General features: G+C 67.5%; 28 protein-coding genes and 1 pseudogene. 10 read left to right on the top strand and 19 right to left on the bottom strand.

Features of this window, described 5'->3' with window-relative positions; genetic code table 11:
• Positions 1-12: 12 nt before the first annotated feature.
• Positions 13-975, bottom strand: coding sequence for a sigma-70 family RNA polymerase sigma factor (locus K4G53_RS08900; protein WP_260323449.1), 963 nt, complete (start codon positions 973-975; stop codon positions 13-15).
• 146 nt (positions 976-1121) lie between these two features.
• On the opposite strand from K4G53_RS08900, the gene K4G53_RS08895 reads away from it, so the two are divergent.
• On the top strand, positions 1122-2165 hold the full coding sequence (locus tag K4G53_RS08895) for an NAD-dependent epimerase/dehydratase family protein (RefSeq protein WP_221385341.1): 1044 nt from the start codon (positions 1122-1124) through the stop codon (positions 2163-2165).
• A 49-nt stretch (positions 2166-2214) separates the two neighbouring features.
• Here K4G53_RS08895 and K4G53_RS08890 read toward each other — a convergent pair whose 3' ends face one another.
• Positions 2215-2979, bottom strand: a complete 765-nt coding sequence (locus tag K4G53_RS08890; RefSeq protein WP_221385340.1) for a hypothetical protein — start codon at positions 2977-2979, stop codon at positions 2215-2217.
• Positions 2980-3166: 187 nt separating this feature from the next.
• Here K4G53_RS08890 and K4G53_RS08885 point away from each other — a divergent pair, with 187 nt between their 5' ends.
• The 5 genes from K4G53_RS08885 (at position 3167) to K4G53_RS08865 (ending at position 7129) form a co-directional block, all read left to right on the top strand.
• Complete coding sequence (locus K4G53_RS08885) at positions 3167-4129, top strand: hypothetical protein (protein ID WP_221385339.1); 963 nt, start codon at positions 3167-3169, stop codon at positions 4127-4129.
• A complete protein-coding gene (locus K4G53_RS08880; protein WP_221385338.1) occupies positions 4129-4560 on the top strand; it encodes a phage holin family protein in 432 nt (143 codons plus the stop codon). Before K4G53_RS08885 ends, K4G53_RS08880 begins: the two co-directional genes overlap by 1 nt.
• Positions 4557-5219: a DUF3618 domain-containing protein gene (locus K4G53_RS08875; protein ID WP_221385337.1), complete on the top strand. Its 663-nt coding sequence runs from the start codon at positions 4557-4559 to the stop codon at positions 5217-5219. The genes K4G53_RS08880 and K4G53_RS08875 overlap by 4 nt, the downstream gene beginning before the upstream one ends.
• A 102-nt stretch (positions 5220-5321) precedes the next feature.
• On the top strand, positions 5322-6527 hold the full coding sequence (locus K4G53_RS08870) for a YihY/virulence factor BrkB family protein (protein ID WP_221385336.1): 1206 nt from the start codon (positions 5322-5324) through the stop codon (positions 6525-6527).
• 344 nt (positions 6528-6871) lie between these two features.
• Positions 6872-7129 (top strand): hypothetical protein, encoded by a 258-nt coding sequence (locus tag K4G53_RS08865; RefSeq protein ID WP_221385335.1) that lies wholly within the window; start codon positions 6872-6874, stop codon positions 7127-7129.
• Between the two features lie 98 nt (positions 7130-7227).
• On the opposite strand, the gene K4G53_RS08860 is transcribed toward K4G53_RS08865, so the two are convergent.
• From K4G53_RS08860 to K4G53_RS08835, 6 genes are all read right to left on the bottom strand, one after another.
• Complete coding sequence (locus K4G53_RS08860) at positions 7228-8007, bottom strand: glycosyltransferase family 2 protein (protein WP_221385334.1); 780 nt, start codon at positions 8005-8007, stop codon at positions 7228-7230.
• Positions 7994-9385, bottom strand: coding sequence for a bifunctional PIG-L family deacetylase/class I SAM-dependent methyltransferase (locus tag K4G53_RS08855; protein WP_221385333.1), 1392 nt, complete (start codon positions 9383-9385; stop codon positions 7994-7996). Before K4G53_RS08855 ends, K4G53_RS08860 begins: the two co-directional genes overlap by 14 nt.
• Entirely contained in the window at positions 9379-10389 is a 1011-nt protein-coding gene (locus tag K4G53_RS08850; RefSeq protein ID WP_221385603.1) for an acyl-CoA dehydrogenase family protein, read from the bottom strand. Before K4G53_RS08850 ends, K4G53_RS08855 begins: the two co-directional genes overlap by 7 nt.
• Before the next feature lie 116 nt (positions 10390-10505).
• Positions 10506-10985 carry a Dps family protein gene (locus K4G53_RS08845; RefSeq protein WP_221385332.1) on the bottom strand — a complete coding sequence of 160 codons (480 nt, stop codon included), beginning with the start codon at positions 10983-10985 and terminating at the stop codon, positions 10506-10508.
• A gap of 99 nt (positions 10986-11084) precedes the next feature.
• A complete protein-coding gene (locus K4G53_RS08840; protein WP_221385331.1) occupies positions 11085-11762 on the bottom strand; it encodes an O-methyltransferase in 678 nt (225 codons plus the stop codon).
• A 61-nt stretch (positions 11763-11823) separates the two neighbouring features.
• Positions 11824-12147, bottom strand: a complete 324-nt coding sequence (locus tag K4G53_RS08835) for a thiamine-binding protein (protein WP_221385330.1) — start codon at positions 12145-12147, stop codon at positions 11824-11826.
• A 124-nt stretch (positions 12148-12271) separates the two neighbouring features.
• Between K4G53_RS08835 and K4G53_RS08830 the strand changes: the two genes are divergently transcribed.
• Both K4G53_RS08830 and K4G53_RS08825 read left to right on the top strand, forming a co-directional pair.
• Complete coding sequence (locus K4G53_RS08830; protein ID WP_221385329.1) at positions 12272-12919, top strand: TetR/AcrR family transcriptional regulator; 648 nt, start codon at positions 12272-12274, stop codon at positions 12917-12919.
• A gap of 194 nt (positions 12920-13113) precedes the next feature.
• Entirely contained in the window at positions 13114-13338 is a 225-nt protein-coding gene (locus K4G53_RS08825; protein WP_221385328.1) for a hypothetical protein, read from the top strand.
• 152 nt (positions 13339-13490) lie between these two features.
• Here K4G53_RS08825 and K4G53_RS21300 read toward each other — a convergent pair whose 3' ends face one another.
• The 7 genes from K4G53_RS21300 to K4G53_RS08790 all read right to left on the bottom strand — a co-directional run bounded on the left by K4G53_RS21300 (position 13491) and on the right by K4G53_RS08790 (position 18360).
• Entirely contained in the window at positions 13491-13919 is a 429-nt protein-coding gene (locus K4G53_RS21300) for a hypothetical protein (protein ID WP_260323448.1), read from the bottom strand.
• A gap of 85 nt (positions 13920-14004) precedes the next feature.
• Positions 14005-14262, bottom strand: coding sequence for a hypothetical protein (locus tag K4G53_RS08815; protein ID WP_221385327.1), 258 nt, complete (start codon positions 14260-14262; stop codon positions 14005-14007).
• Between the two features lie 128 nt (positions 14263-14390).
• Positions 14391-14702, bottom strand: a complete 312-nt coding sequence (locus tag K4G53_RS08810; protein ID WP_221385326.1) for an AzlD domain-containing protein — start codon at positions 14700-14702, stop codon at positions 14391-14393.
• On the bottom strand, positions 14699-15487 hold the full coding sequence (locus K4G53_RS08805; protein WP_308287853.1) for an AzlC family ABC transporter permease: 789 nt from the start codon (positions 15485-15487) through the stop codon (positions 14699-14701). Before K4G53_RS08805 ends, K4G53_RS08810 begins: the two co-directional genes overlap by 4 nt.
• Complete coding sequence (locus K4G53_RS08800) at positions 15484-15999, bottom strand: hypothetical protein (RefSeq protein ID WP_221385325.1); 516 nt, start codon at positions 15997-15999, stop codon at positions 15484-15486. Before K4G53_RS08800 ends, K4G53_RS08805 begins: the two co-directional genes overlap by 4 nt.
• 48 nt (positions 16000-16047) lie before the next feature.
• On the bottom strand, positions 16048-17454 hold the full coding sequence (locus K4G53_RS08795; RefSeq protein ID WP_221385324.1) for a CoA transferase: 1407 nt from the start codon (positions 17452-17454) through the stop codon (positions 16048-16050).
• Between the two features lie 6 nt (positions 17455-17460).
• Positions 17461-18360 (bottom strand): glycerophosphodiester phosphodiesterase family protein, encoded by a 900-nt coding sequence (locus K4G53_RS08790; protein ID WP_221385323.1) that lies wholly within the window; start codon positions 18358-18360, stop codon positions 17461-17463.
• A 49-nt stretch (positions 18361-18409) separates the two neighbouring features.
• Here K4G53_RS08790 and K4G53_RS08785 point away from each other — a divergent pair, with 49 nt between their 5' ends.
• Both K4G53_RS08785 and K4G53_RS08780 read left to right on the top strand, forming a co-directional pair.
• On the top strand, positions 18410-19771 hold the full coding sequence (locus K4G53_RS08785) for a DUF445 domain-containing protein (RefSeq protein ID WP_221385322.1): 1362 nt from the start codon (positions 18410-18412) through the stop codon (positions 19769-19771).
• Between the two features lie 126 nt (positions 19772-19897).
• Positions 19898-21431, top strand: a pseudogene (locus K4G53_RS08780) (DUF222 domain-containing protein).
• A gap of 82 nt (positions 21432-21513) precedes the next feature.
• On the opposite strand, the gene K4G53_RS08775 reads toward K4G53_RS08780, so the two are convergent.
• The 4 genes from K4G53_RS08775 to purU all read right to left on the bottom strand — a co-directional run bounded on the left by K4G53_RS08775 (position 21514) and on the right by purU (position 24995).
• The gene (locus tag K4G53_RS08775) at positions 21514-22263 is read right to left on the bottom strand and encodes a LamB/YcsF family protein (RefSeq protein ID WP_221385321.1); all 750 of its coding nucleotides are present in this window, start codon (positions 22261-22263) and stop codon (positions 21514-21516) included.
• 18 nt (positions 22264-22281) lie between these two features.
• On the bottom strand, positions 22282-23064 hold the full coding sequence (locus tag K4G53_RS08770) for a hypothetical protein (protein WP_221385601.1): 783 nt from the start codon (positions 23062-23064) through the stop codon (positions 22282-22284).
• Between the two features lie 137 nt (positions 23065-23201).
• Positions 23202-24038 (bottom strand): methylenetetrahydrofolate reductase, encoded by an 837-nt coding sequence (locus K4G53_RS08765; RefSeq protein WP_221385320.1) that lies wholly within the window; start codon positions 24036-24038, stop codon positions 23202-23204.
• A 93-nt stretch (positions 24039-24131) separates the two neighbouring features.
• The gene (gene purU / locus K4G53_RS08760) at positions 24132-24995 is read right to left on the bottom strand and encodes a formyltetrahydrofolate deformylase (RefSeq protein ID WP_221385600.1); all 864 of its coding nucleotides are present in this window, start codon (positions 24993-24995) and stop codon (positions 24132-24134) included.
• Positions 24996-25030: the final 35 nt, after the last annotated feature.

Genomic DNA, 25030 nt, shown 5'->3' with positions numbered 1-25030 from the left:
ACCCGCAGGCGACTAGTTCGCCCTGGTCCCGCCGCCGAACCGGCGGCGGGTTGCACCGCCCCCGGCGGACGGCTTTCCGGCGGTCCGCAGGTGCCGGAACGGCGTGCCGGAACCAGCCAGCCGGCCTGTGCCGAAAGCCCTGCTTTCGACTCCCATGCCGCCGTCGGCTTCGTGGCCGCAGGTCTGCGCGCTGGCCTCCAGCCGGCGCTGCAGTTCCACCAGGACCTTGGCCAGGCGGCGGGACACCTGCATTTGCGACATGCCCAGCCGTTTGCCCAGCTGGACCTGCGTTTCCTCGCAGAAGTAGCGGCGGTAAAGAAGCTCCCGGTCCGAGTCATCCAGGTCCTGCATGGCGTCGCGCAGGCACGCCAGTTCTTCGAGCCGTTCCAGCGGCGCGTCCGGGCAGGCCAGCATCTCGCCGATGGAGGGTGCCTCCGAGTTCGGGTTCACGGCATCCAATGAATCCGGGTGCATGCTGCTGGAGGCCGAGATAGCTTCCTGCACCTCTGCCGGGTCCGTTCCCAATTCGCCGGCCAGTTCCTCCACGCTGGGGCTCCTGCCGAGCGACTGGGTCAGCTCCGGCTCTGCCCGGAAAAGCCGGGTCCTCAGGTCCTGGATGTGGCGGGGCGGGCGCACAACCCACGTCCGGTCACGCAGGTACCTTTTGAGTTCACCTGTGATGGTTGGCGCGGCATAGGCGGGGAAGCTCTCGCCCTTGGCCTGGTCAAAGCCGCGGGCAGCCTTCACGAGGCCCAGGTAGGCAACCTGGTTCAGGTCTGCCCGTTCCCGGCCACGGGCCTCGAAGCGGGCAGCCAAGGCCTCGGCCAGGTCCAGGTACCTCAGGACCAGCTCATTCTCGAAGGTTTCCCGCAGCCGGCCCGACGAGGAGGGCGGGGCTGGATTCTGTTGTGGTTCTGGATGCTGTTCCTGGACTCGCGTAGTATCCACGGCAAGTGCGGCAAAGGATTCGGGCATGGATCGTTGTCCCTCAATCTGGGTTCCGAAAGCCTGCGGCAAGACTTAGAAGCAGCAAATCATAAGGTTGCTTATAATTCAATCCTTCCCAGTTGTAGGCTCGGGATGTAAGCGGCAACCGCCCCCACCTCCAAGGAGCCTTCGTCATGCGCATTGCCATCACCGGAGCCAGTGGAAACGCAGGGACCGCACTGCTGCGCAACCTCCAGGGCCAGCTTTCCCGGAAGCCCGGCAGCCTGCAGCTGGTTGGCATCAGCCGTCGCCTTCCGGACACCTCGGCGCCACCGTATGACGGCGTCGAGTGGCACACGCTGGACGTGGGCGCCGAACAGGACCGGCCACTGCTGGAACGGGCACTCGCCGGAGCCGACGCCGTAGTCCACCTTGCATGGCAAATCCAGCCGAACCGCGACCTTGAGCAGCTGCACCGGACGAATGTCACCGGAACCGCGAACGTCCTGGAAGCAGCACGCACAGCGGGCGTGAAGCAGATTGTCTGCGCCTCCTCCGTTGGTGCCTACAGCAGCTCAAGCAAGGACCAACGCAGGGACGAGTCCTGGCCGGCCACGGGTATGCCCGGCTCCCACTACAGCCGGCACAAAGCCGAACAGGAAAAACTCCTGGATCAGTTCATGGCCAGTGAACCGGCTATTTCCGTGGCCCGGCTCCGGCCGGGGCTGATCTTCCAGGCGAATGCCGGCAGCGAAATTGGGCGGTATTTCCTGGGGCACGTCATTCCGCGGCTCATTCCAGGGAAGCCCTGGACCCCACTGCTCCCAGCGCCGGACAACCTCATATTCCAGGCAGTGCATGCCGATGACGTTGCGGAGGCTTACTGGCGCGTGGTTGACCAGCGTGCCAGCGGCGCTTTCAACATTGCCGCTGAGCCGGTACTCAACCCACAGGAACTGGCACGCATCCTTGGCGCCAAGCGGATCCTCCCCATCCCCATGCGGCTGCTGCATGCGGTGGTGGACCTCACCTGGCGGGCCCGGATCCAACCCACGGACGCAGGCTGGGTTGTAATGGCGGCAGGGGCGCCCATCATGGATACGGACCGGGCGCGGCGAATCCTGTGCTGGGAGCCGAAAGTGTCCTCGGTTGACGCTGTGAAGGAAGTGCTCGCCGGCCTGGGAACCGGGACAGGAGTGCATCCGTCTCCGGTCCTCAGGCCGCGCCGCCAGCCTTAAACACGACGCACCGCCCGGCGTCCGCCGGGCGGTCGTCGAATTCCGGCCGCTAGATTCCGTCGCCGCGGTCCCGGTCCCTGGCTTCCCGGTTGGCTTCCTGGGCGTCCCGGCGCACGTCGTCTGGCGAAGCGGCAGCTCCTCCGGCGACATCCCGCTGGCCGGCGTCATCGCGCCGCACGTCCCGCCGGGACACCTCATCGTCCCGCAATCCATCGTTTCGCAATCCATCGTCCCGCAATCCGTCGTCCCGCGATTCCGCAGTAGCGTCGACGGGCCGCTCCTCCCGACGCGGGTGACCCGACAGGGCTTCACCACGCAGGCCATCCCTGCGGGCTTCGGGGTAGGCATCCCCGGCTAAACCTTCGCGGCGTCCGCCCCCGGCATGGCCACCGCCGGCATATCCGCCGTCGGCCCCTGCGCCCTCCACTGCCCCGCCCTGGGTACGGCCGCTCCGGGTGCCATCGACGGTGACGTCCGGATCAAGCTCGTCGGCCTTGCGGGCACGGCTGGCAACATCGCTGCGCAGCGACTGCGCCTCCCGGGCCTGCTGTTCCGCTTCCTGGCGCAACCGGGCCGCATTGACCTGCGCCTGCTCGGCATCGGCACGTGCCCTAATGGCCTTGGCTTCCCGTTCCCGGGCATCGATTTCCATGTTTTCGGCTTCGCGCCGGATTTCAGCGGCCTTTTCCCGGTGTTCCCGGTCGCGCTTTTCCTGCATTGCCCGCCGGCGCCTCCCGCCGGCCAGGAACAGCACGGCGACCAGCACCACTACGACAACGGCAACAATGACCCATACCCAGGGAGCTGTATCCATTTTTCCCACCACTTCCCACTTCGTTGTAACCGGGCAGGCCCGCGCCATTCCGGCTGTCTTATTCGTGAACGTTACATTCGGGTTAGCAAGGGTACTTACCTTTTATTAGTAATCATGCTTATTATTTTACGGCCAGTATTGCTGGTTCTTGATCAACAACCGGCCTTCTTGGAAAGAGAGAGCGAAGATGACAGAGAACCAATGGCCCGAGGACCCGACGTACACGGCGCCCCCGGCCAGCACAGGACTTCCTGGTGAGCGGAACGCCGCCACCTTCCCATCCGCCGCCACTCCAGGTGCCAGTGAGGCCGGTTACGGCACAGACGGCTCCGGGCCGTCCCGCAAGGACGCAGCCAAGGAAGAAGCAGCCGACGTTGCCCGCACCGCCGCTGGTTCCGCCCAGAACGTTGCCCAGACGGCGAAAGAGGAAGCCGCGAATGTTGCTTCCGAGGCAAAGGCCGGCGCGCAGGACCTGCTGCACCAGGCCCGCGCGGGGTTGACCAGCCAGGCCGGCGCCCAGCAGCAGAAGGCGGCCGAGGGCATCCGCAACATCTCCAGCCAGCTGCACAGCATGGCCAGCGCCCCTGACCAGCAGGGCGTCGCCGGCGACCTGATCCGCCAGGCGGCCGAGCGCACCTCGTCGATGGCCACCTGGCTGGAAAACCGCGAACCGGGCGACCTGCTCACTGAAGTCCAGCGGTTTGCCCGCAACCGCCCCGGCACGTTCCTGCTCCTCGCCGCCGGCGCCGGCGTCCTCGCCGGGCGCCTCACCCGCGGCCTCACCGCCGGAGCCCCCGAAAGTTCCACTTCCCGTACCGGCCAGGCCGGCTTGTACCCGGGCACACCCCGCGCAGACCAGTACAGCGGCACGTATGCTCCGGCAGGCGGGACAGTCCCGCCCCCGCCGGTCCAGCTCCCCGGCCCGGCAACCACAACGGCCGGCTACGACGGCGGGGCCCCGGGCAGCAGCTACCCGGAGACTGCAGGTACGGCCAGCGGCCTCGACAGCCCGCAACTGGTGGAGGAACCATGGTCCGGCAACCAGCTGTCCGATGACCCGCTGCGCGACCGCGCCCTCGCCGACGATCCGATGGCTAACGACCCCCTTACCCGGGACCGCACCAGGGGCGGCCAGACGGGTGGGCTCTGATGAGCAGCCAGATTCCTGAGACGCCGCCGAGTGCGGCGCATCTGAAGGCCGATACCGCCTCGCTGGGCGAACTGCTCGGGGACGTCACCCGGGACCTGTCCACCCTGATGCGCCAGGAAGTGGAACTGGCCAAGGCCGAAGCCAAGCAGTCAGCCACCCGCGCCGGGAAAGGCGCCGGCATGCTCGCCGGCGCCGGCGTCGGCGGACACTTCGTCCTGCTCTTCCTCTCCCTGGCCCTGATGTTCGCCCTCGGCGCCCTCATGCCCCTGGGCTGGGCCGCGCTGATCGTCGCCGTCATCTGGGCCATCATCGCCGCGGTCCTGGCCAGCATCGGCCGCAAGGAACTCAAAGAGATCAAGGGCCTGCCCCGAACCAGCGAAACACTCTCCGAAATCCCCCCAACCCTAAAACCAGGTGAGGTAAACCGATGAGCGAGAACCCTGACGTCATCCGCGCAGACATAGAAGCCACCCGTGCCCGCCTGGGCACCAACGTGGACGCCGTCGCCGACAAGGTCACCCCGTCCAACATCGTCCACCGCCAGACCGACAAGGTCCGCGACGCCGTCACCGGAGTCAAGGAGAAAATCATGGGCGCAGCCGACACCGCCACCACCAAAGTCCACGACACCACCACCACCGGCGCAGGACACACCACCAACGCCCTGCACAACGCCGGAGACAGCCTCCACGACGCCAAAGACACCGTCTCGGCCAAACTCACCGACGCCGGCCAGGCCGTCTCCCACACCCCCGACCAGGTCAAAGCCAAAACCCAGGGCAACCCCCTGGCCGCCGGCCTGATCGCCTTCGGCGCCGGCCTGCTCGTCTCCTCCCTGATCCCGCCAAGCCAGAAAGAACGCGAAGCCGCGGACCAACTCAAAACCGCAGCCCAGCCCCTGGCCCACGAACTCACCGACGCCGCGAAAAACATGGCCCAGGACCTCAAGGAACCCGCCCAGGAAGCCATGGAAAACGTCAAAGCCACCGCCACCGACGCCGCCCAAAACGTCAAAGCCGAAGGCCAAATGGCCGCCACCGACGTCAAAGACCGCGCCACCGACGCCAAAGACAACGTCCAAAACACCTAAACCAGGGCGCTGCACCGCAAGCAACAGAACTGTTCGACAGGCCGGCACCGCCTTCGCGGGGCCGGCCTGTCCGCTTCAGCCACTTGATGGAGAGGACACCCCATGGCCACTCACGACTCATCCGAGACCAGTACCGCGAAGGCGGGCCAGGCTCCGGATCCAAATGATGCAAGGAAGCCTGGCAGCCCCCGGGACCTGGATAAGCCGTCGTGGAAGTACATCACCAGGAAGACGTTCCGGGAGTTCAGCAAGGACCAGTGCCCTGACCTGGCGGCCGGGCTGACGTACTACGCGGTCCTGTCCCTGTTCCCCGCCCTGCTGGCGCTTGTGTCGCTGCTCGGCCTCTTCGGAGATCCGCAGAAGACCACCACGGCCCTGCTGGAAATCGTGCGCGGCTTTGCGCCCGCGGAAACCGTGAACACCATCAGCGGCCCCGTCTCGGAGCTCACGAATGCCCCGGCAGCCGGGTTCACCCTGGTCATCGGCCTTGTCACCGCGCTCTGGTCGGCGTCCGGATACGTAGGTGGTTTCGGCCGGGCGATGAACCGGATTTACGAGGTGGATGAGGGACGCCCGTTCGTGAAGCTGCGGGGCACCATGCTGGCCGTCACACTCCTTGCCGTGGTGATCGTGGCGCTCCTCGCGGGCATGCTGGTGCTCAGCGGTCCCATCTCCGAGGCCGTCGGCGGGCTGATCGGGCTCAGTGGCGCCTTCCTGGCTGTCTGGAACATCGCCAAGTGGCCGGTCATGGTCATTCTCATCATCGCCATCATCGCGGTCCTCTACTACGCCACCCCCAACGTCAAGCAGCCGAAGTTCCGCTGGATGAGCATGGGTTCGGCCATCGCCCTGGTGGTTTTCCTGGTGGCGTCCCTTGCCTTCGGTTTCTATGTTGGAAACTTCGGAAACTACAACAAGACCTACGGCGCGCTGGGCAGCGTGATCATCATGCTGCTGTGGCTCTGGATCCTGAACATGTCGCTGCTGTTCGGCGCCGAATTCGACGCCGAAGTGGAGCGTGGGCGTGAGCTCCAGGCCGGCATCAAGGCGGAAGAGACCATCCAGCTGCCTCCGCGGGATACCAAGAAAAGCGAAAAGATACAGCAGCAGATCGAGGACGACATTAAGCACGGGCGTGAACTGCGGGAGAAGTACGCGGCAGACAACGGCGACGGGCAGGATGTGCAGGACCGGCAGGCCGAAAGCAATGCCGGGGAAAGCCACCGGGACCGGGTCCGTGACAAAGTGCAGCACCGCGCCGGCGATGCAGGGTCCGACGCCGGCGGCCGGCAGGGCGGCCAGAGCTAGTCCGGGCCGGAGGCTGAGGAGAGGTACTAGGCAGGACCTCAAACTTGGAGGAAAATTGAGGTGGAGGTCCTGCCAGGGTTTCCCGGGCTGGGGGAGCCCGGGGCGATGCGGGGCCGGCGGTGAGATGGCCTCTTCTGAGACCGAGGCCAGTCCCCCCAGTCGCCGTCGGCCCCCTCAACCTGGAGTAGTCCGCAGCGGCCGGGCGGCCCGGCCGGATACCAGCGAGTTGGACAAGGTGGGCCGCCCTGTCATAATTTCTTCCATACCTTGCGGGTCCCTTCCAGGGGCCGCAAGGCCGCTGAAGCAGATACGGCGGCATCACGGTCGACCCTTAATGAGCGGACATGCCTGCTACCCATTTTGAACAATTTCTTGCCGAAGCAGTTGTCCCGGACAAAGAGCCCGGACTGGGCCTCGGACGCGATGAGCTCTATGGCCTGTACACAAGTTGGTGCCTTCTGCACAAGGCCGAGCTCCAGGCTCCTGCTGCCCTTTGGGAGGCATTGCAGGAGCACGGAATCGATCCTGACAGCAACAACCTCTCCATGACCGGACCTGCCGCAGCCGACTACATCGTGGCCAGCGCTCCGGACCTGGTGTAACGGGCACAGTCCCACGAAGTTTTAAGCGGAAGGGTGCTGCCGGCGCTGTGAATTTTCACTGGCTGGCGGCACCCTTTTCTGTGCAACCGTCTGTCGGCCTATTGTTGGGCAAGCGCCAGGAGATAGGCGGCGAACCCACGCGGTGCCCTCCCCAGCGTCCTGCCCGATGTGAGGACCCGCACGGTGTCCGTGGCAACAATCCGCGCCCCGCTGGCGCGCAGCCTGTCCACTAGAACCCGGTCCTCACTGGAAGCAAGGCCTGGAAAACCGCCTGCCCGCAGGTAGGACGAGCCACGCACGCCCAGGTTTGCCCCGTACACATGGGAGTGGTTTTCGGCCAGGATATGCCGGGCATGCCAGCGGGCAATGAGGGCGTTCTGCATGCCATCGCCGTCGGGTTCCACCGAGCCGAGGACGACGTCGGCGCCGGTGGCCGCCAGGTCCAACTGCCGTGACAGCCAGTTCGGGGGCACCATCGAGTCGGCGTCGGTGTTGGCCAGCCAGGCACGCGCCGCGGCAGCACGGCCGTTCAGCCCGAGGGCTTCCGCGCCGGCCCGGCGGCTCATCCCAACATTCCGGAAGCCGACAGTCATAACGTTGAAACGGGCATCGGACGCGGCGAAGTCCGTGGCAAGCCGAAGGGAACCATCAGCGCAGCTGTCCAGCACCATCAGGACGCGCACACTGACGCCCGGATGGTAGGCCGCCACCTCGTCTGCCGCTGTCCGGACGCCCGCGAGTGCCCGTCCGAGGTGCTGCTCCTCGTTGTGTACCGGAATCACCACTGCCACGTCCCCGATGGACGCGCCCTCCCGGCATCGCTGGCCGGAAGCTGGAGCGTCCAGGCCTGTCCGGCAGCCCGCGTCAGCCTCCTGCATGAAGGTCCCCGGCGGTTGTCGGCGCAATGAGGATTTCCAGGACGAAGTCCCGCTCCTGGTACAGCCCGGCGCTCCGCCAGCCCAGCCGCTTCCGGGCAAGGGCGTGCACGGCGTCGCCGTCAAGCTCCCAGCCGTCGATCGGATGCCGCCAATGGCACAGCACCAGGGTCCCGCCTGGTTCAAGTGATCCTTCGACGCGGTCCCAGAGCACCGCCAGTTCCTCCGGTGCCAGGTAATAGCCCACCTCGGATACCACCAGCAGCCCGAACGTGCCTTGCGGCCAGGAGCCCGGCACCACCCGCTGTTGGACGCTGACGCCGGGGTATTCCGCAAGCCGCCGCTTGGCTTGCCGGACCGCAGCGCTGCTCGCGTCCACGGCAAGTAGTGCCCGGCACCGGGACGCCAGGTCAGCGGTGAGCGTGCCGATCGAGCATCCGATTTCCAGGCCGCGTTCATAGGACTCCACCGGAAGGGCGGCCAGGGTGAGGGCGCGCTTACGCCTCTCATACCAGCTGGCTGTGTAGTTCCAGGGGTCCTCGGCTCCGGCGTGGACGGCGTCGAAGACCCGTTCGGCGTCACCGCTGCGGTGCGGCGCCACACTGGTGTCCCGCGCCGGGGTCCAGGCGAAGACTTCGAAGGTGCGTGCAAAGTGCCCCAGGAACTCCGCATGCAGGAGTGCTTCGTCACCGGCCGCCGGCGAAAGCGGCAGGATCTGGGAAGCGTGGGCAAGCATGGCGTTGCCCTTCGCTTCGCGGGCCTGCCGGCTGAGGTGGAACCGGACCCATTCCTGCCAGTCGTCCCGGTCCGGCGTGGCCCAGTGCCAGTACCAGACGGGGTATTCCAGCAAGCCGTGCCCGTCCTGGCCGGCCACCGCTGCTGCCGCCGCTCCCAAGGCATCATGGTCGGCGTGGCCGTCTGCCCGGTAGGGCGCCACCAGCACAATCCGCCGGCCGTCCCGGGAGAGGCGCTGGGCAGCTTCCCGCACGGCGCGGCTGATCACGCCGGTGCGCCCGGCCAGCCCGCGGTCCGGCAGGCCGAGGAACCGCCAGTTGTCCTTCATGCCCAGGGCGGAAAGGCCCGCTCCGAACTCGGCCAGGCGGATCCCCGCGAGCCGCTCAGCAGTGATGGTGGTGGACTCGGGATGCGAGCCCTCCCCCGCGGTGCACAGGATGACTTCCACCGTGGCCCCGAGAGCGTGCAGGGAGGCGACGAGCCCTCCGGCACCGAGGGTTTCGTCATCCGGGTGGGCGGCCAGGACCACGAATCCCATGCCGCCAAGTTCGGCAGGCCCGAGCGGCAGCTCGGGCAGCGTCTGCAGTCCGCTCGCGGCCCACGCCGCCTCGGCGGTTCCCTGGTCCGCGTGCGAGAAGGTCACCATTGGCAGTCTCCGGCCAGGACCAGGTTGCCCAGTTGCGCATCGTCCCGATGGCCGTGGTGCTGGCGCACGTAAAGGGCCAGGTCCGCCATCCTCTTGGCGTAAGGCTCGTCGAAGGCCAGCGGACCGGGCCCCCTGTTGGTGCCCACCAGATGGAGGACGCGTTCGACGGCGGCCGCGACAGTTCCCCGCACCCGCTGGGCTTCGCTCCAGGTGCTTTGGCCCGCGCCGGTGGCCAGGGTGCCGTCGTCAAGGCGCGAGGCCGTCCGGGCCAGGTACTGCAGGGCCGCGGTGATGACCCTGTCCGCCTCACCCAGCGCCGCGAGTGCCAGCTGGTCCGGCTGGCGTCCGGCGTCCGCGCCGGCCTGCAGGCCGTGCCGGAATTCCCGGGCAGCTCCCACCGCACCTCCCAGCCAGCAGGCGGCGACCCCCATGCCGCCCCACGCGAAGCCGGGCCTGCTGTGGTACCAGCCCGTTCCGCCCACCGGTACCGCCGGAACCTGGTCGAAATGGACAGTCCCGCTGGGTATCTCCCGCAGCCCGCGGGCCACCCATTCGGGCTCCTCGCAGTCCACACCGGGGTGGCGGAGGCTGACGGCGAAAGCTGCCCGGCCGTCGTCCGTGTGTGCCGTGACCACCGCATTGTCCAACTGCCCCGCCAGGGAACACCAGGGCTTGGACCCACTGAGGACCACTCCGGCCCCGGCAAGCGTGGCGTCCAGCCTCATACCGGGCCCTTCCGCGGCGAACACGCCCCAGCTGCCCCCGGGAGCCGTTCCTGCGGGAGCCGTTACCCCGGCCTGCTGCAGGATTGCCAGGGCGTCAAGGTGCGGCTCAAAGATGCGGGCCGCTGCGACGTCGGCTGCAGCCACGGAGGCCAGGAGCTCCCACAGGGTACCGGTGCCCCCGCCACCTGGGAGCGGCCAGCTGCCGCCCGCCTCGGCGGCAAGGCCGAGCAGCGCGGGAGGGTTGCCCACGAGCGGGCCCACCCGCCCCAGGAGCGGCATCCACTGGGCGAACTCCTCCGGAGTGGATGCCGTCAGCACGGGGGCGGCGGTCCCGGTGCCGCGCGCTGCCTGCTCCGGGCGGCCCGGGCTGTTGGCGGGAGCCGCGGGGGACGCCACTACTTCCCGGCCGGCTCGGTAACGGCCGCAGTGGGCGCCATGGTCTCGGCGTTCACCATCCAGGCCAGTTGTTCCAGCCGCTCGATGATGGCGTGGAGAAGGTCCGCGCTGGTGGGGTCTTCGCCGTCCACCTCATCATGGACGTCCCGCATGGTCTGCACAGTGCGTTCCAGGCGTTGGGTGATCAGCTTCACGGTGTCCTTGGTGGAAACCAACCCCTCCGGGAACTCTTCCAGGCGCGTGCCGGCCGCCACTGCGCTGCTGCGGCCGTCGGGGAGGGCATGGAGGGCGCGCATCCGTTCAGCTGCCTGGTCGGCGAAGAGCCGGGCGGCCGCGACGATTTCGTCGAGCTGGAGGTGCAGGTCGCGGAAGTTGGTGCCCACGAGGTTCCAGTGGGCCTGCTTTCCCTGCAGGTGCAGCTCGATCAGGTCCGTCAGGACCATTTGGAGATTGCTGGCCAGAGTGGGTGATGCCTTCATGATGTCCTCCGTTGCTGCTCTTTCAGGCCGGCACGGCCACTGGCCCTAAGCATACTTACCGCTTGCGTCCCGCGACTCCGCCGCAGCGTGCAGGCCAGCTCAGGTGATCCGTGCCAGGGCGAACCCGTCCCAGCCTTTGGAACCCACGGTCTGGATGACGGTGGCGTCCAGCCGGGGATGGTCCCCCAGCAGTTTGAGGGCTTCGATGATTCCGGGAGCGTTGACCGGGTCCATGCCGGGATCCAGGATGGCCCCTTCCCAGACGGCGTTGTCCAGGACCACTGCTGCACCGGGCCGGCCTAACCGGACGGCCCAGTCGAGGTAGCGGCTGTCGTTTTGCTTGTCCGCGTCGATGAAGATGAAGTCGAAGGGTTTGCGTTCCTCCTCGGCGAGCGCGGCGAGGGTGTCCAGCGCCGGGCCCAGCCGGATCTCCACCTTTTGGCCCAGCCCGGCGGCATCGATGTTGGCCCACGCCACTTCTGCGTGCTGGGGCAGGTACTCGCAGGTAACGATGCTGCCGCCAGGGGGAAGGCCCCGGCCCATCCAGATGGTGCTGTAGCCGGCGAGCGTTCCGATCTCCAGGATCCGGTGTGCGCCCGAGAGCTGGACCAGGAGCTTAAGCAGCTTCCCGGCATTGGGTGCCACCTCGATAGCGGGCATCCCGGCCTCGGCGGCCGACGTGACGGCACGCTGCAGCGCCGGGTCCGGATGAACCACGGTTGTGGACAGGAACTCTTCAGCGGCTATCCATTCCGGCCGGGGTTTGTGCTCGAACATGGGCACAGTTTGGCACGGGCCGTCCTGCCGGTCCAGATGCTTCCGGCCGCTTGCTCCCGGGTCAGGAATCCCGCGCGAGTGCACCTTCCAGGCGGTCCACCTTGGCCGTGAGCTCACCGGCGTAGCCGGGCCTGATATCTGCCTTGATCACCAGGGAAACGCGGCTGCCGAACTGCCCCACGGCCTCGGTGGCGCGTTTGACGACGTCGAACACTTCGTCCCACTCCCCCTCGATGGTGGTGAACATCGAATCCGTTTGGTTGGGCAGCCCGGACTCGCGGACGATCTTTACGGCGGCGGCAACGGCGTCGTGCACGGAGGCATCGTTGGGGCGCGAACCCCCGGCAGGAACGCCTGACGGGGCGACAGAGAATGCAAGCAACATGCCCCCAAGTGTGCCACGCAGCCATGGACCACCGCAGGGCAGCGTCCCTGGCTGCGGCCGTCACATAAGCGGCTACCCTCCGGTAACGGTGAACGCCGCAGGCTCCGTTGCTACCCTTTTGGGCATGAGCCTCGCAGTCGCCCGCAAACCCCTCCGTGCAGACGCAGCGCGGAACGTGGACAAAATCATCACGGCGGCGCGCCAGTGTTTCCGGGAATTCGGCCCCGAAGTTCCGCTGCAGACCATCGCAGCCACCGCAGGCGTTGGTCCCGCCACCCTCTTCCGGAACTTCGCGGACAAGGAAGAACTGGTCCTCGCAGCACTCAACCGGCAACTGCGGCTCACCGTGGACCCCGTCATGGACGGCGCGCTGGCGGACATCGACGCCGCCGCCGGCCTGCTGCGCGTGCTTGAGGCGCTGATGGCGGCTGCAAGCGAGGACGCCAACCTGCTGTGCGCCGTCGCGGGGCGCCGCGAACTGCTCACCGGGATTACCGGTTCGCTGATGGATTCGATCAGCGTGCTGCTGGTCCGCGGCCAGGGCCAGGGCAGCCTGCGGGCGGACATTTCGATGACGGACATGTTCCGGCTGCTGGCCATGCTGATCGGCGTGGTGGACACCATGGAACCGGGTTCGGACGCCTGGCGGCGGCCGCTGGCCCTGGTGGAGGACTCCATCCGGGCTGTCCGGCCGGCGCGCCCCCTCCCTCCGCATGTCCCTGTCCCGGCCGCTACGGCACTCGGCGCCGGGCTCCTGGGTCCCCGGGCATGATGGCCGCGTCCTGACACCTGCGGCCTTTTCCCTCAGGCTGCCCGCGCGTTTGTGGGCTGCCACGCCATTGTGGGCCTCCCCCCAAGTGCAATAGACTCAGGACGGGTTACGCAGACAGCCTGGATTCTTTCTTCCGAGATGGAGCGACCCATGCAGAAATCCGCGCGTTCCGGCCGGACACCGGTTCCCCAGCTATGAACGGCTCGAAACTTTCCCAGTACCTCACCGACCCCCGCGGTCCCGAGGAAGTGCTGCCCACCCTTAGCGCCGGGGAACTTGCCGAACTTTTGGATGCCCTCTACCAGAACCTTGATACTCCCGAGCCCGAATTCGGTGCCGACGTCTGGTACGAGATGGGCGTCGAAGAAAGCAACCGCCGGAGCGTAGGCGCGGAAGGCGCCGCCCACGGAGTGGCGTAGCAGCACCGGTTCCCCAACTCTCTGCACGCATCAACAACGCTGCACGCACCAACACCCTGCACTGGAAGCCAACCCTGCACTGAAAGCCACCTGGCAGCCGGCCACCGCCGCCCGGCTGCCAGGCCCACTTTCAGGACGTGGTTCCTGGACTTTCAGGACTGGTGACCGTCAGGGCCCTCCGCCTGGGCTTCACCGTCGTTCCCGGCTTTACCTTTGTGCAGGGTTTCACCTTCGTGCAGGGTTTCACCGTCATGCCCGGCTTCACCTTCGTGCCCGCCCGGTTGTGCCCGGCGGTCCCCCTCGTGCGCGGCCTTGTGGTGCGCGTGGAACTCGTTGGGGACGTGCTCCTTGGCTTCCATCAGGTGCTGCTGGAGTTTCTCTTCGGCGTCCCTGCGGCGCCGGGCGGTATCCCTCAGTTCCCTGGTGGCCTCGGATCCGCGCGGATCAAGGTAGGCGGCCCGGGTCCGGCCGGTCTGCTCGGCGGCGGGTACGTCCGCACCCCGTTTTTCGGCGCTTCTTCCTTCGGCGTCCGCGGTTCCCTGGCCGTCGTCCGGCGCCGTTGGCCGTGACTGTTCGCTCATCCCGATTCCTCCTTGGTGGCTGCCGCCGATGTGGGCTGCCTCTCTTCCAGTGCACCACATCCGGCCCGGGCCCTGCCGAGGGCCGTTAGCCCCTGGCGGCGTCCCGCCGTTTCCTGATCTCCCGGCCCACCAGGGCCTGCAGCGATGGAATTGGCGACGACGGGTCCAGGTCGAGTGCGTGCCGGAGCCTTTGGGACAACAACTCCAGGTCCTCCGCCGGGACGTCGGAAAGGCGGGCGAAGTGGGTAAAGAAACGCTTGGCAGGCAGCCCTGCCCGGCGTCGAATGATTTGACGTTGCGGCCGGCCTGCCCTCTCTCCTGCCGCGTGCAGCTTATTGTCCATGGTTGCCGTTCTGAAGGAGTCCTTGGCCAGCTGCATAGCCGATCTCATAGTACAACCGGCGGGACGCCGCGGCAGTGGCCAGGACCCCCCTTTTGCGGTGGGTTTTTGCGCCGGCAGGGGACGGCCGGTCAGCTCCAGCCGAGGAACCTCAACAGCGCCGCGGTGCCGGCGCCGGCGATCACCACCACCAGGAAGGGTGCGCGCAGTGCCAGCGCAACGGCTGCCGCGCCGAGTGCGCCGAGCCGTGCGTCCGCCGCCAGCGCCTGCCCTGATGCCACCGCGTTGACTACGGTCAACGACGCCAGCAGGCCGATTGTCATGGTGCCCGCAATTCTCGACGTCCGCGGGTCTTCCAGGAACTTGGCAGGGACGAAGTAGCCGACGAGTTTCCATGCATACGCCAGGACGCAGGCCAGGATCAGCCAGATCCACAGATTCATGAGCCCGCTCCCGGCTGTGCGCTGCCTCCGTGCTCCGTCCGCTGTCCGGGGCTCCCGCAACCGTGACGCCCGTAATGATGCTCCGCGTACGGCTCGATGTCGGGTTCCAGTCCTTCGTCGCGGCGTCCGTGGCTGAACCAGCCGGCCAGCGCTGCCACGACGGCGGCCACCAGGATGGGCACGCCCGCCGGCACGAACGGAACGGCAATCACCGTGGCCACGGCACACACCACCGCGATGGCGACCGGTTCCCGTCCCTTGAGGCGCGGCCACAACAGCGCCAGGAAAGCTGCCACGGCGGCACCGTCCAGTCCCCACTGCTTGGGATCGCCAAGCCCGCTGCCGGCAAGGGCACCGATGGCGGTGAAGACGTTCCACAGCACGTAGATGCCGATGCCGGCGGCCCAGAACCCGCGGCGCTGCTCCGCGGGATCCTCCTGGCCGGTGCTGGTGGCCGTGGACTCGTCAATGGTCAGCTGGGCGCCAACGTACTTCCGCCAGCCGCGGGGCCGCAGCAGGGCGTTGAGCTGCATCCCGTAGATGCCGTTGCGCATGCCCAGCAGGGTGGCGGCGCTCATGGCGGCGATGCCCGAACCGCCGCCGCCCACGACTCCGATGAACGCGAACTGCGAGCCGCCGCTGAACAGGAGCAGGCTTAAGGCCATGGTCTGCAGGATGCTCAGGCCCGACGTGACCGAGAGCGCCCCGAAGGACACCCCGTACAGGCCCGTGGCGATGCTAATGGAGATCCCCACCCGGACCGCGGGAGAGGCCAGCAGCTTCACGGCCGGACCGGCCAGGCAAGGCCGGGAACGGCTGGCTTCCGCAGGCCCGGCTTCCGGAGGCCCGGCTTCCGCAGGCTCCAGGCCCACAGGATGAGCGGTGCCTGCAACGGGAGCCGTGCGGTGTGGATTTTCCGTTGCCGTGGGGTTCCGTCGGGACCATAGGCCCGTATGAGTGCGTCGACATGCCCTGCCAGGAATGCGGTGAACAGCCCGGCGAGGGCGGTGGCGGCCACCTTCCGCGTGGGCGGGAGGAGGATTCCGACGGCGGCGGCCAGCTCAAGCAGGCCGGTGGCAGCGACCCATTCCTCGCGGGACAGGACGGCCAGCGGATGCCGGCCGTCAGCTTTATTGGCTTGGCCTGAAGCCGCGCCGTCCCGGCAGAGGTAGCCGGGAACCACGTCGCCGTAGAACATCGGGTCCCGGAAATGCTTGTTGGCGCTGGCCAGCAGGAGGACTCCCATGGCGGCAGCGGACAGGCTCTGGACGGCAGGTCCGGACCGGGGAAAAAGCATGGAACCACTCAACCACAGCCGGCACTGGCGGCCGAAACCGGCGTGGGCTCAGGTCCAGGTGAGGTCCGAGCTGCCGTAGGGTGGCGGCGGAGCCGAGTAGTCCAGGATCCGGCCGGACATGAGCAGCGGCGGCGGAACATAGCGGAGCGGCCCGTAGGAGCTTTCCATGGAGCGATAGCCGGGCTCCGGCAGTTGCGCCGTGTCCGCTGTCTCTGGGGACAGGGAATGCAGGGGTCCGGAACTAAGGGGCCTGGGATTAAGGGGCAGGGCAAAGAGTTCCTCGGCGGTGCGTGCAAGCGAAAGGCGGGCCGCACCTCCCCTTCCCGTTTTCCTGCGTTCAGCCAGCAGGAGCACCACTGCCGCCGCCGCGCCGTACCCGGTGGCGTGATCCAATGCCTGGACCGGCAAGGCACCCGGGCGCCATCCGCCGTCGTCATCTTCCCTGCCATAAAGGTGGGCGATGCCACTGGCCGCCTGGACGATGCTGTCGAAACCGCGCAGGCCGCTCCATGGCCCCGCCCTGCCCCAGCTGTCAAGGGTGACCACCACCAGCCGCGGATGCGCGGCCAGCAGGTCCCGGGGATTGAGGCCAAAGCGGTCCAGGGCGCCGCCCCGGTAGCCGGTGACCACCACGTCGGCGTCCGTCAGGAGCTGCTGCAGGTGCTGTCGCGTCGAGGGCAGCCCAAGGTCCGCTTCCGCGCTGCGTTTTCCGAAGGCCGTGTCCACGAACTGGTCCACGATCTCGGGCAGGGCCGGCGGGTCGACGCGCAGGACGTCGGCCCCCAGCGCCGCCAGCAGCCGGGTGGCGACAGGTCCGGCGATGACCCTCGTCAGGTCCAGCACCCGGAGGCCCGCCAGGGGCAGCTGCTGGCTGCCGCCGGCGGCCTGGGCAGGGCCGGCAGCCGCGTCTCCTGCAGGCCCTGCTGCGCCGGCCGGGAAGTCCTTCAGCCCCCAGCCGGGTGTGCTGCCGCCGTCGCGAATGATCCACGGGCCGGTGGCGGCGGCCCGGCCCATGTCCGAGGCAAGCCATTCGCCGCGGGTCCTGACGGCCGCGGCGATCCCGCCATGGTCCTGGATGGCCGCTTCTGCCTCCAGGGACGTCATGGAACCAAGGGCCGCCTCCACGCCTGCTGCCGTGGCCGCCCCCAGGGCCCGCAGCAGCCGCTGCTCGTGGTGGGGGTAGTTTGCATGGAGCCTGATCCAGCCGTCGCTGGTGCGGCGGAAGCCCGACAGGGGCGCGAAGCCCTGCAGGGCCCGCCCGCCGATCCGCAGGTGTCCAAAGGAATCGAAAGCGGCGGCTGCCAAAGCGGGTGCAGTGCGGAACCTGCCCGGCGCACCGGTATACAGGTTCAGCGCCTCCGCCGCGGCTCCCACCGAGCGCAGGGCCAGCCCCTCAACGTCCAGCGGCCCGGCCCACCAGCGGAGCGGGGAAGGTGCGTCTGCCGCGGCACCCACTCCGGCCTACTTTCCCTGCGGTGCGCCCAGCCGGAGCTGGTCAAGGACCCGGGCCGGCACGTTGCTGGTGATCTCCTGGATGCCCAGGTCGCGGCACAGCGCCACGTCCTCCTCAGAATCCACCGTCCACACCCGGAAGCGGCGGCCGGAATCCAGCCATCGGCGGACGGTGTGCGGGCGCTCCCGGACGTAATCGATGCCCGGCCCTGCCATCCCCACCAGGCCGTCGTCCAGGATCTGCTCACCTTCAAGCTGCGCGGCCTTCATCAGGTTGGTGACCGCTCCGCCGGCGATCGGCCCCAGGCCCAGGCCGCCGCGGATCTCATGGATGGTGAGGTCGTCCACCAACTGGCAGATGAACTGCGGCGGGACGGAGTGCAGCAAGTGCCGGACGGAGTCGGGGCTGAAGCTCATGAAGGTCACGGCCACGTTGTCAACAGTGGAGCTTTCCGGGTCCCAGCCTTCGCTGCGGAGCACCTCAAGCACCCGGTCTTCCAGTTTGAGCTGGTACGGGCTGGGATGTTTGAGTTCGACGGCAAGCCGCACTGGCCGCCCAGCACCCCGGAGGATGTCCAGCAGTTCGGAGAGGGTGAGGAACTGATCGGAGCGTGCCCCGTATTCCTCGGGGATGCGGACGCCCTTCCAGGAGGAAAAGTCGAGCTGGCGCAGCTCGTGCAAGGTCCGGTCAGCCACCGGCCCGGTCCCGTCGGAGGTGCGGTCCAGGTTGGCGTCATGCAGCAGGACCACGTGCTGGTCCCGGGTCAGGTGGACATCGCACTCCACCCCGTCCGCCCCGTCCGCCAGGGCCTGCAGGTAGGCCGCGCGGGTGTGTTCGGCAAAGGCTCCGCTTGCGCCACGGTGGGCAAAGACCAACGGCCGCTGCGGCATTGACTCGTCAGTTGTCATGGACACACGGTAGCCGACCGGCCCAGGCCTTCGGGGCTAGGCTTGGCACATGCAGGTGAACTCTGAGGCAACAACTGAGCCAACTACTCAGGATGCACACAGCCGGCCCGCACCATCCGCCGGCCCGGGCAGCACGGTGCCGGCCGCCGTCGTACGCCAGCACCTTGGTGCCGGAGACGCCGAAAAGGCGGCAGCGCTGCGGAAAATGAAGCTCGTGGCGCTGGGCCTGCTGATCGCCATGGCCGTGATCTTTGTCTTTGCCTTCGCGCTGCAGAAGGACTATCCGTGGCTGCAGTACGTGCGCGCGGCCGCGGAAGGCGGCATGGTGGGCGCGCTTGCTGACTGGTTCGCGGTGACCGCCCTCTTCAAGTACCCCATGGGCATCAAGATCCCGCACACAGCCATCATTCCGCGCCGGAAGGACCAGATCGGCGCCTCACTGGGCGAGTTCGTGGAAACCAACTTCCTCTCCGAGCAGGTGGTGCAGGACAAGCTGGCCACCGTCAACGTAGCCCGGCGGGCAGGCCAATGGCTGGCTGGGCCGGGCGGTGCTGAGCGCGTCGCCAAGGAGGGGGCCGCCGTCATCCGGGGCGCCTTCACCGTGCTGAACGACGACGACGTCCAGGCCGTGATCGAGGGCATGGTCCGCAAGCACTTGCTCACTCCGCCGTGGGGGCCGCCCGTCGGCAGGCTGGCGGAGCGGATCTTCCACGACGGGCACCACCACACGCTGGTGGACCTGCTGGTTGACCGCGCTGCCGACTGGGTGGACGACAACCACGAGACCGTCACCCGCCTGGTCTCCGACCGCTCCCCCACCTGGGTTCCGCAGTTCGTGGACGGGCTTGTGGGAGACAAGGTCTATGTCGAGATCCTCAAGTTCGTCCGCGCCGTCCAGGCCGATCCCAACCACCAGGTGCGCCAGTCGATCGACAAATACCTCAACGACCTCGCCCGGGACCTGCAGCACGATCCCGCCATGATCGCCCGTGCCGAGGTCATCAAGGCACAGGTACTGGGCGATCCCGAGGTGCGTGAGCTCGCTTCCCGGACCTGGGGGACGGTGAAGAATGCGCTGCTGGGCGCGGTGGACGATCCCCACAGCGAACTCACCATCAAGTTCAAGGCAGCGGTTCGCGACTTCGGCTCGCGGCTGGTTGACGACCCCGAGCTGGCGGGGAAGGTCAACTCCTGGATTGCCGATGCCGCCGGGTACCTGGTGCGGACCTATCGCTCGGACATTGCAGGGGTCATTACGGACACGGTGGCGCGGTGGGATGCCGAGGAGACCTCGCAGAAGATCGAACTGCAGGTGGGCAAGGACCTGCAGTTCATCCGGATCAACGGCACGGTGGTGGGTTCCCTGGCCGGACTCGCGATTTTCACGGTGGCGCAGCTGATTTTTGGGTGAGGGTTCCGTGGCGCCCTGTCAGCAGTGGCTTGGGCGGCGGGCCATGAAGGTCTGAATGTCACACCCCCGTTGGATGATGTTCGTATGGGAATCAGCGGCGGCGCAGTGAGCGTTTCAGGGGCGGGGATGGAGGGTGTTCATGCCTCTGTTGCAGCCCTTGATGCACTGTTCCTGGAGGAGGCTGCGCTTTGCTCCGCTGGCGCTGCTGATGGTCACGGTGCTGGCTCCGGTGTGGATGTGTTGCAGCGGCAGTACGGGATCCTGTTGGAGCGGATGGAACTGAGGTCCAGGCTGGAAGCCCAACTCAAGGCCGGGCAGGCGCAGGACGCGGCCGACTGCATCCGGATCCAGCAGGCCATGACGCCGCCGGAGGCGTCCGCGCCGGAACACACCTACGCCGAGATGTCCGCGGTGGAGGAAATCGCCGGGGTCCTGACCATCAGTTCCGCCTCGGCCGGGGCGTTCGTCCACCAGTCGCAGCAAGTCTGTTCGCTGCCGCCGGTCACGGACGCACTGGCCGCCGGAGCCATCTCGTGGCAGCACGCGCGCGTCGTCGTGGATGAAACCGAAGGCCTCAGCCCTGCCGGGGCGGCCTCGTTGGTGGCGCACTTCTTCGACCCCGGAGCACCCTGCCCGCGGCGCGGCCCCCGGGAAGCTGGTCCCATCACGGTTCCGGGCCAAGGCCCGCGCCTGGCGCGAACGCCACCACCCCGAGTCTTTGGAGAAGCGGCACACCAAAGGGATCGCGGACCGGCGGATGGAATACCGGCCCGACCGGGACGGCATGGCCCGGATAACGCTCCATCTGCCCGGCGACACCGCCAGCGCGATCTGGAACCGCACCACCGCCACCGCCCGCGGCCTCCAAGGCCCAGACGAACCCCGCACCCTCACCCAGCTGCGCCCCGACATCGCAGCCAGCCTGCTCCTCGGCGCCGGAAGCTCTCCCCACTCGGGCAATACAGACCCCGGCAAGGTCCCCGTCCCGCGGGCGGATGTGCTGGTGATGGTTCCGGTGTTATCTCTCCTTGGCGTCACCGAGGAACCCGCCATCCTCGACGGCCACGGACCGATCCCCGCCTCCATGGCACGGCGGCTGGTCGCGGACGGCGCGGAGTCGTTCTACCGCGTCCTGGTCGACCCCCGCGGCGGGGCGCCGCTGGAGATCGGGCGCAGAAGCTACCGGCTCCCCGGGACAATCAAACGCTGGATCAGGATGCGGGACGGCAAATGCACCTTCCCCGGCTGCACCAACCGATCACTGGACAACGACACCGACCACCTCACCGCCTGGCACAACGGCGGAGAAACCGGCGCCTCCAACCTGGGACAGCTCTGCCCCAAGCACCACCGCCTCAAACACCACAGCGGCTGGACCCCCACCCCGGCCACCGCCAAGGAACCACCCGGCTGGACCTCACCCACCGGCCGCCACTACGACGCCGAACAACCCGACCCCGAACCAACCCACTGGCCTCATTGGCCGACGTTCGGGGCCAGCCCATTTGAAGATGCCAGCCCGCGTGAAGATGCCAGCCCGGGGGACGTCCCGCAGTGGGAACCCGAGGACGACAACCTCATCGACCCCGACGACTTGTGGCCGGACGACCCCCTCTGGGCGGAATTCTTCGCAAAGCCATTTGCCCTGTTGACGTGCTAGCCCTGCCGCGATCCGTGGCCTGGCCCCGGTGTGCCGCCGCGGCCTATGGTCATGTCGTTGTGCTGCAGAACTGCAGCAGGCGCTAGGCGAAGGATTCCAGTTCCACGCCGGCAGCCTCCAGCCCCGTCCGCACGCGTGCGGCCATCTCCACCGCGGCGGGAGTCCCGCCGGAGAGGCGCAGGGAGTCCGGGCGAACCTGCACCACTGTCCCGTCCACGGCTGCCACTTCCCCCTTGAGGGCCATGCGCACGGCCCGCTCGACTACCGCGTCGGCGTCGAACAGCACTGCGCCCTCCTGGGAACGCGGAACCAGACTGCCGTCGGCAAGGTAGGCGCGGTCGGGGAACGCTTCGACAAATACCGGGAGTCCCGCCTCCCCGGCCTGCTTCAACAGCTCCGAGCCAGGGAAGCCCAGAATGGGGAGGCCGGGATCGTAGGCACTGACTGCAGCCACCACGGCGGCGGCCTGCTCGGCGTCGTCCACCAGCCTGTCGTACAAGGCACCATGCGCCTTGACGTAGTCCACGGATGCACCCACCGCGTGGGCCACTCCGTCGAGAGCGCCCAGCTGGTACAGCACGTCCCCGAACAGCTCGTCGAAACTCACATCCAGGGCGCGCAGGCCAAAGCCAGCCAGGTCGCGGTAACCCAGGTGCGCGCCGACGGTGACATCCAGTTCGTACGCTGCCCGGCAGCTGTCCAGCATGGTGACGGGGTCGCCCGCGTGGAAGCCGCACGCCACGTTGGCACTGGTCACCAGCTGGAACATCGCGGCGTCGCCGCCCATGGTCCAGGAGCCGAATGCTTGGCCAAGGTCAGCGTTAAGATCCACGTGTTGTGCCTTCCAGCGTCAGGGTGTCAGCGCCTGGTTATCCGGCGCCGCGGCCGCCGTCAGCTCGCCGGGAATGGTGTCCGGCATTGGCCCGAACGCCTCCCGGGCGTTCGCTGCCACCGCACGGCCCATCACGAGGTTACCCGCTCCGCCCACCACCGCGCCGATGCCGAACGGAAGGGCCCTGCCGAACAGCGCCGTCCCCTGCCGCTTGAGCAGGTTCTTCAGGAAGGCGTGCTGGATCCTTTTCCGGACATTGCCGAACCCGGGAAGCGAGGACCTGGACAGGATGTTCCCCCAGACGTCCGTGGGCTTGGCCCCACCCGCTGCCTGGCCGCTGAGGGTCCCCAGCAGCGCGGTGCCCTCCTCGCCCAGCATGATCGCCATGACCATGGTGCCGGCCTTCTCGGGATTGGTAAGGCGGATGCCGTGCAGTTCGGCAAGCGAAGTGGCATAGAGGGCCGTTGCCTCCAGGAAGCCAACGGTTGCGGCCGCGGAAAGTCCCAGCGATGCCACGGTTCCCACGCCGGGGACGACGGCGGTCGCACCCACCAGGGCGCCGCCGCCGGCGACCGCGCGCAGGTAGTCGCGCTCGGCGATGTCAGCCAGTTGCGCAGCGGTGGCACGGGGGTGCTTCTTTTGCAGCCGCCGGATGTAGGCAACCACGAGCGGCCGCTGGATCTGCACCGCTTTCAGGAGCACGTTGTGCACCCCAGGTTTGGGCTTGCCGTCGGCATCGAACATTGCGCTGTGGGCGGTTTCCTGTGCGATTCGTACTGCGGGATTGCTGCGCCTGGCCATGGTCACCTTCATTCAAATCGACCTGCAGCGGGTGGCTGCCGTGCCTTTCCATCCTATGTGGATAGACACTAAGCATGCTTAACTTTCGGCTCCGGCTTCCCAATCAAGCGGCCGCCGGTACGGCCCCGGTTTCCGTTTCACACACCCGTCACGTTGTTAAAGGTGCAAAGGTGCACCCCGTCCACGGCCCCGCTGTCCCGCAGTTCCGCGAGCATCGCCTGGGGTGAATACTGGCCGCCAGTAACCAGCCGTCGGCCAAGGGGACCCCGTCGGCTCAGCAATTTGAGCGATGGACCCACCCCGATCCTGGTCACAACGGAAATCAACTGGGCCCGCGGAACCGCTCCCGCGACTCCCGCCCAGACCGGCAGCCGGACTCCTTCGCGGCGCAGCGTTTCGGCATACCACCGGACGCGTGCCGCCGAAAAGCACAGTTGCGTCACCACCGAGGACGCCAGATGCTGCTTTTCCAACAGGGCATCAAGCATGTGCAGTTCGCTGTGGCCCGGGTGTCCTTCCGGGTAGCCTGCAACACCTGCACCGATCCGGCCGCCGGACAAGTCGGCGAGGTCCTCAAGCAGCGGAAGGCTGCTGGCGTACGGCCCGGCAGTTTCACCCGCATCACCACCGACGACGAACACCTCGCTGATGCCGGCGTCGTGGAAATTGTGGACAAGACCTAGCAGTTGCTGCCGGCTCTCGATGCTTCGTGCGGCCAGGTGCGGTACAACCTCGAAGCCAAGGTAGGCAAGCTCGATAGCCGTCCTGACCGTGGCACCCACACCTTGATGGGGCAGGCACGTCACCGTCAGGACAGACCCTGCAGGTGTGCTGCCCTGGACCAGGGCGACAATGCCCTCAGCAGGAGTTATCTCCAGCCGGACAGGGAGAATGTCCTTCTCTTCGGAACCAGGGGCCCGCCCTTCCGCGGGGCGTGAACGAGTGGTTAGTGCCTTAAGGGATTGAATCGTCATGAGGAACTCCAGGTTCGGCCGGCCACCGGTGGTGCGGCCGGCGCCTGCCCCTCCGGATGGGGAGCAGGCACCAGCCACGTAGATGACCCGCAATTAGCGGAGGATGACCGTCCGGTTGCCGGAGAGGACTATCCGTCCTTCAGCGTGCCAGCGGACGGCATTCGTGAGGGCCTTGCACTCGGCATCGCGGCCAACGGTGACCAGGTCCGGGGCGGAGTACGTGTGGTCCACCTCGATGACCTGCTGCGAAATGATGGGCCCCTCATCGAGCTCCGAGTTCACGTAGTGGGCTGTGGCGCCCACCGTCTTGACGCCGCGCTCGTAGGCCTGGTGGTAGGGCTTGGCACCCTTGAAACTGGGCAGGAACGAGTGGTGGATGTTGATGGCCCGGCCGTCCAGCTTGCGGGTCAGGCCGTCGCTGAGCACCTGCATGTAGCGGGCAAGCACCACCAGCTCCACGGAGTAATGGTCCACCAGGCCCAGCAGGCGCTCCTCCGCATCCGTCTTGGTGTCCGGCGTCACGGGGATGTGGTGGAAAGGAACACCGTGCCACGCTGCAAGCGGTTCCAGGTCCGGGTGGTTGGACACCACGGCAGCGATCTCCACGGGCAATTCCCCGCTGCGGGCGCGGAACAGGAGGTCGTTCAGGCAATGCTCGTACTTGGAGACCATCACCAGGATGGGCTGCCTGCGTCCGTGGCGTTCCAGGCGCCAGTCCATCTGCCATTCCTGGGCCACCTGCCCGAAACCGGCACGGAGGCGGGCAAGGTCAATGTCAACTTCGGAGGTGACGTGGACGCGCATGAAGAACCGGCCGCTTGCCCTGTCGCCGAACTGCTTGATGTCCACGATGTAGCATTCCTGATCCAGCAGGAATGCCGCCACCGCCTGGACAATGCCCAGGGCATCCGGGCAGTGGAACGTCAACACGAATTCCTTGCCCGTTTCCGGCGGCATGGGCTGGAGCCGCCCGGCTGCAGACACACTGGTCC

It is taken from the genome of Arthrobacter sp. MAHUQ-56, assembly GCF_019710585.1.
GTDB lineage: Bacteria > Actinomycetota > Actinomycetes > Actinomycetales > Micrococcaceae > Arthrobacter.
The sequence above is the reverse complement of the archived record's forward strand: the minus strand, read 5'-3'. Positions and strand labels throughout refer to the sequence as shown.

Bases quoted from the DNA above. Each gene is read 5' to 3' on its own strand.
- K4G53_RS08875 (WP_221385337.1), top strand. From the start codon at position 4,557: ATGAGCGAGAACCCTGACGTCATCCGCGCAGACATAGAAGCCACCCGT.
- K4G53_RS08850 (WP_221385603.1), bottom strand. From the start codon at position 10,389: ATGCCGCTCCTGGGGCGGGTGGGCCCGCTCGTGGGCAACCCTCCCGCG.
- K4G53_RS08790 (WP_221385323.1), bottom strand. From the start codon at position 18,360: ATGACAACTGACGAGTCAATGCCGCAGCGGCCGTTGGTCTTTGCCCAC.
- K4G53_RS08785 (WP_221385322.1), top strand. From the start codon at position 18,410: ATGCAGGTGAACTCTGAGGCAACAACTGAGCCAACTACTCAGGATGCA.
- K4G53_RS08855 (WP_221385333.1), bottom strand. From the start codon at position 9,385: ATGGTGACCTTCTCGCACGCGGACCAGGGAACCGCCGAGGCGGCGTGG.
- K4G53_RS08830 (WP_221385329.1), top strand. From the start codon at position 12,272: ATGAGCCTCGCAGTCGCCCGCAAACCCCTCCGTGCAGACGCAGCGCGG.
- K4G53_RS08865 (WP_221385335.1), top strand. From the start codon at position 6,872: ATGCCTGCTACCCATTTTGAACAATTTCTTGCCGAAGCAGTTGTCCCG.
- K4G53_RS21300 (WP_260323448.1), bottom strand. From the start codon at position 13,919: ATGAGCGAACAGTCACGGCCAACGGCGCCGGACGACGGCCAGGGAACC.
- K4G53_RS08815 (WP_221385327.1), bottom strand. From the start codon at position 14,262: ATGGACAATAAGCTGCACGCGGCAGGAGAGAGGGCAGGCCGGCCGCAA.
- K4G53_RS08870 (WP_221385336.1), top strand. From the start codon at position 5,322: ATGGCCACTCACGACTCATCCGAGACCAGTACCGCGAAGGCGGGCCAG.
- K4G53_RS08765 (WP_221385320.1), bottom strand. From the start codon at position 24,038: ATGACGATTCAATCCCTTAAGGCACTAACCACTCGTTCACGCCCCGCG.
- K4G53_RS08845 (WP_221385332.1), bottom strand. From the start codon at position 10,985: ATGAAGGCATCACCCACTCTGGCCAGCAATCTCCAAATGGTCCTGACG.
- purU (WP_221385600.1), bottom strand. From the start codon at position 24,995: ATGCCGCCGGAAACGGGCAAGGAATTCGTGTTGACGTTCCACTGCCCG.
- K4G53_RS08900 (WP_260323449.1), bottom strand. From the start codon at position 975: ATGCCCGAATCCTTTGCCGCACTTGCCGTGGATACTACGCGAGTCCAG.
- K4G53_RS08800 (WP_221385325.1), bottom strand. From the start codon at position 15,999: ATGCTTTTTCCCCGGTCCGGACCTGCCGTCCAGAGCCTGTCCGCTGCC.
- K4G53_RS08840 (WP_221385331.1), bottom strand. From the start codon at position 11,762: ATGTTCGAGCACAAACCCCGGCCGGAATGGATAGCCGCTGAAGAGTTC.
- K4G53_RS08885 (WP_221385339.1), top strand. From the start codon at position 3,167: ATGACAGAGAACCAATGGCCCGAGGACCCGACGTACACGGCGCCCCCG.
- K4G53_RS08880 (WP_221385338.1), top strand. From the start codon at position 4,129: ATGAGCAGCCAGATTCCTGAGACGCCGCCGAGTGCGGCGCATCTGAAG.
- K4G53_RS08895 (WP_221385341.1), top strand. From the start codon at position 1,122: ATGCGCATTGCCATCACCGGAGCCAGTGGAAACGCAGGGACCGCACTG.
- K4G53_RS08825 (WP_221385328.1), top strand. From the start codon at position 13,114: ATGAACGGCTCGAAACTTTCCCAGTACCTCACCGACCCCCGCGGTCCC.
- K4G53_RS08835 (WP_221385330.1), bottom strand. From the start codon at position 12,147: ATGTTGCTTGCATTCTCTGTCGCCCCGTCAGGCGTTCCTGCCGGGGGT.
- K4G53_RS08860 (WP_221385334.1), bottom strand. From the start codon at position 8,007: ATGCAGGAGGCTGACGCGGGCTGCCGGACAGGCCTGGACGCTCCAGCT.
- K4G53_RS08810 (WP_221385326.1), bottom strand. From the start codon at position 14,702: ATGAATCTGTGGATCTGGCTGATCCTGGCCTGCGTCCTGGCGTATGCA.
- K4G53_RS08770 (WP_221385601.1), bottom strand. From the start codon at position 23,064: ATGGCCAGGCGCAGCAATCCCGCAGTACGAATCGCACAGGAAACCGCC.
- K4G53_RS08890 (WP_221385340.1), bottom strand. From the start codon at position 2,979: ATGGATACAGCTCCCTGGGTATGGGTCATTGTTGCCGTTGTCGTAGTG.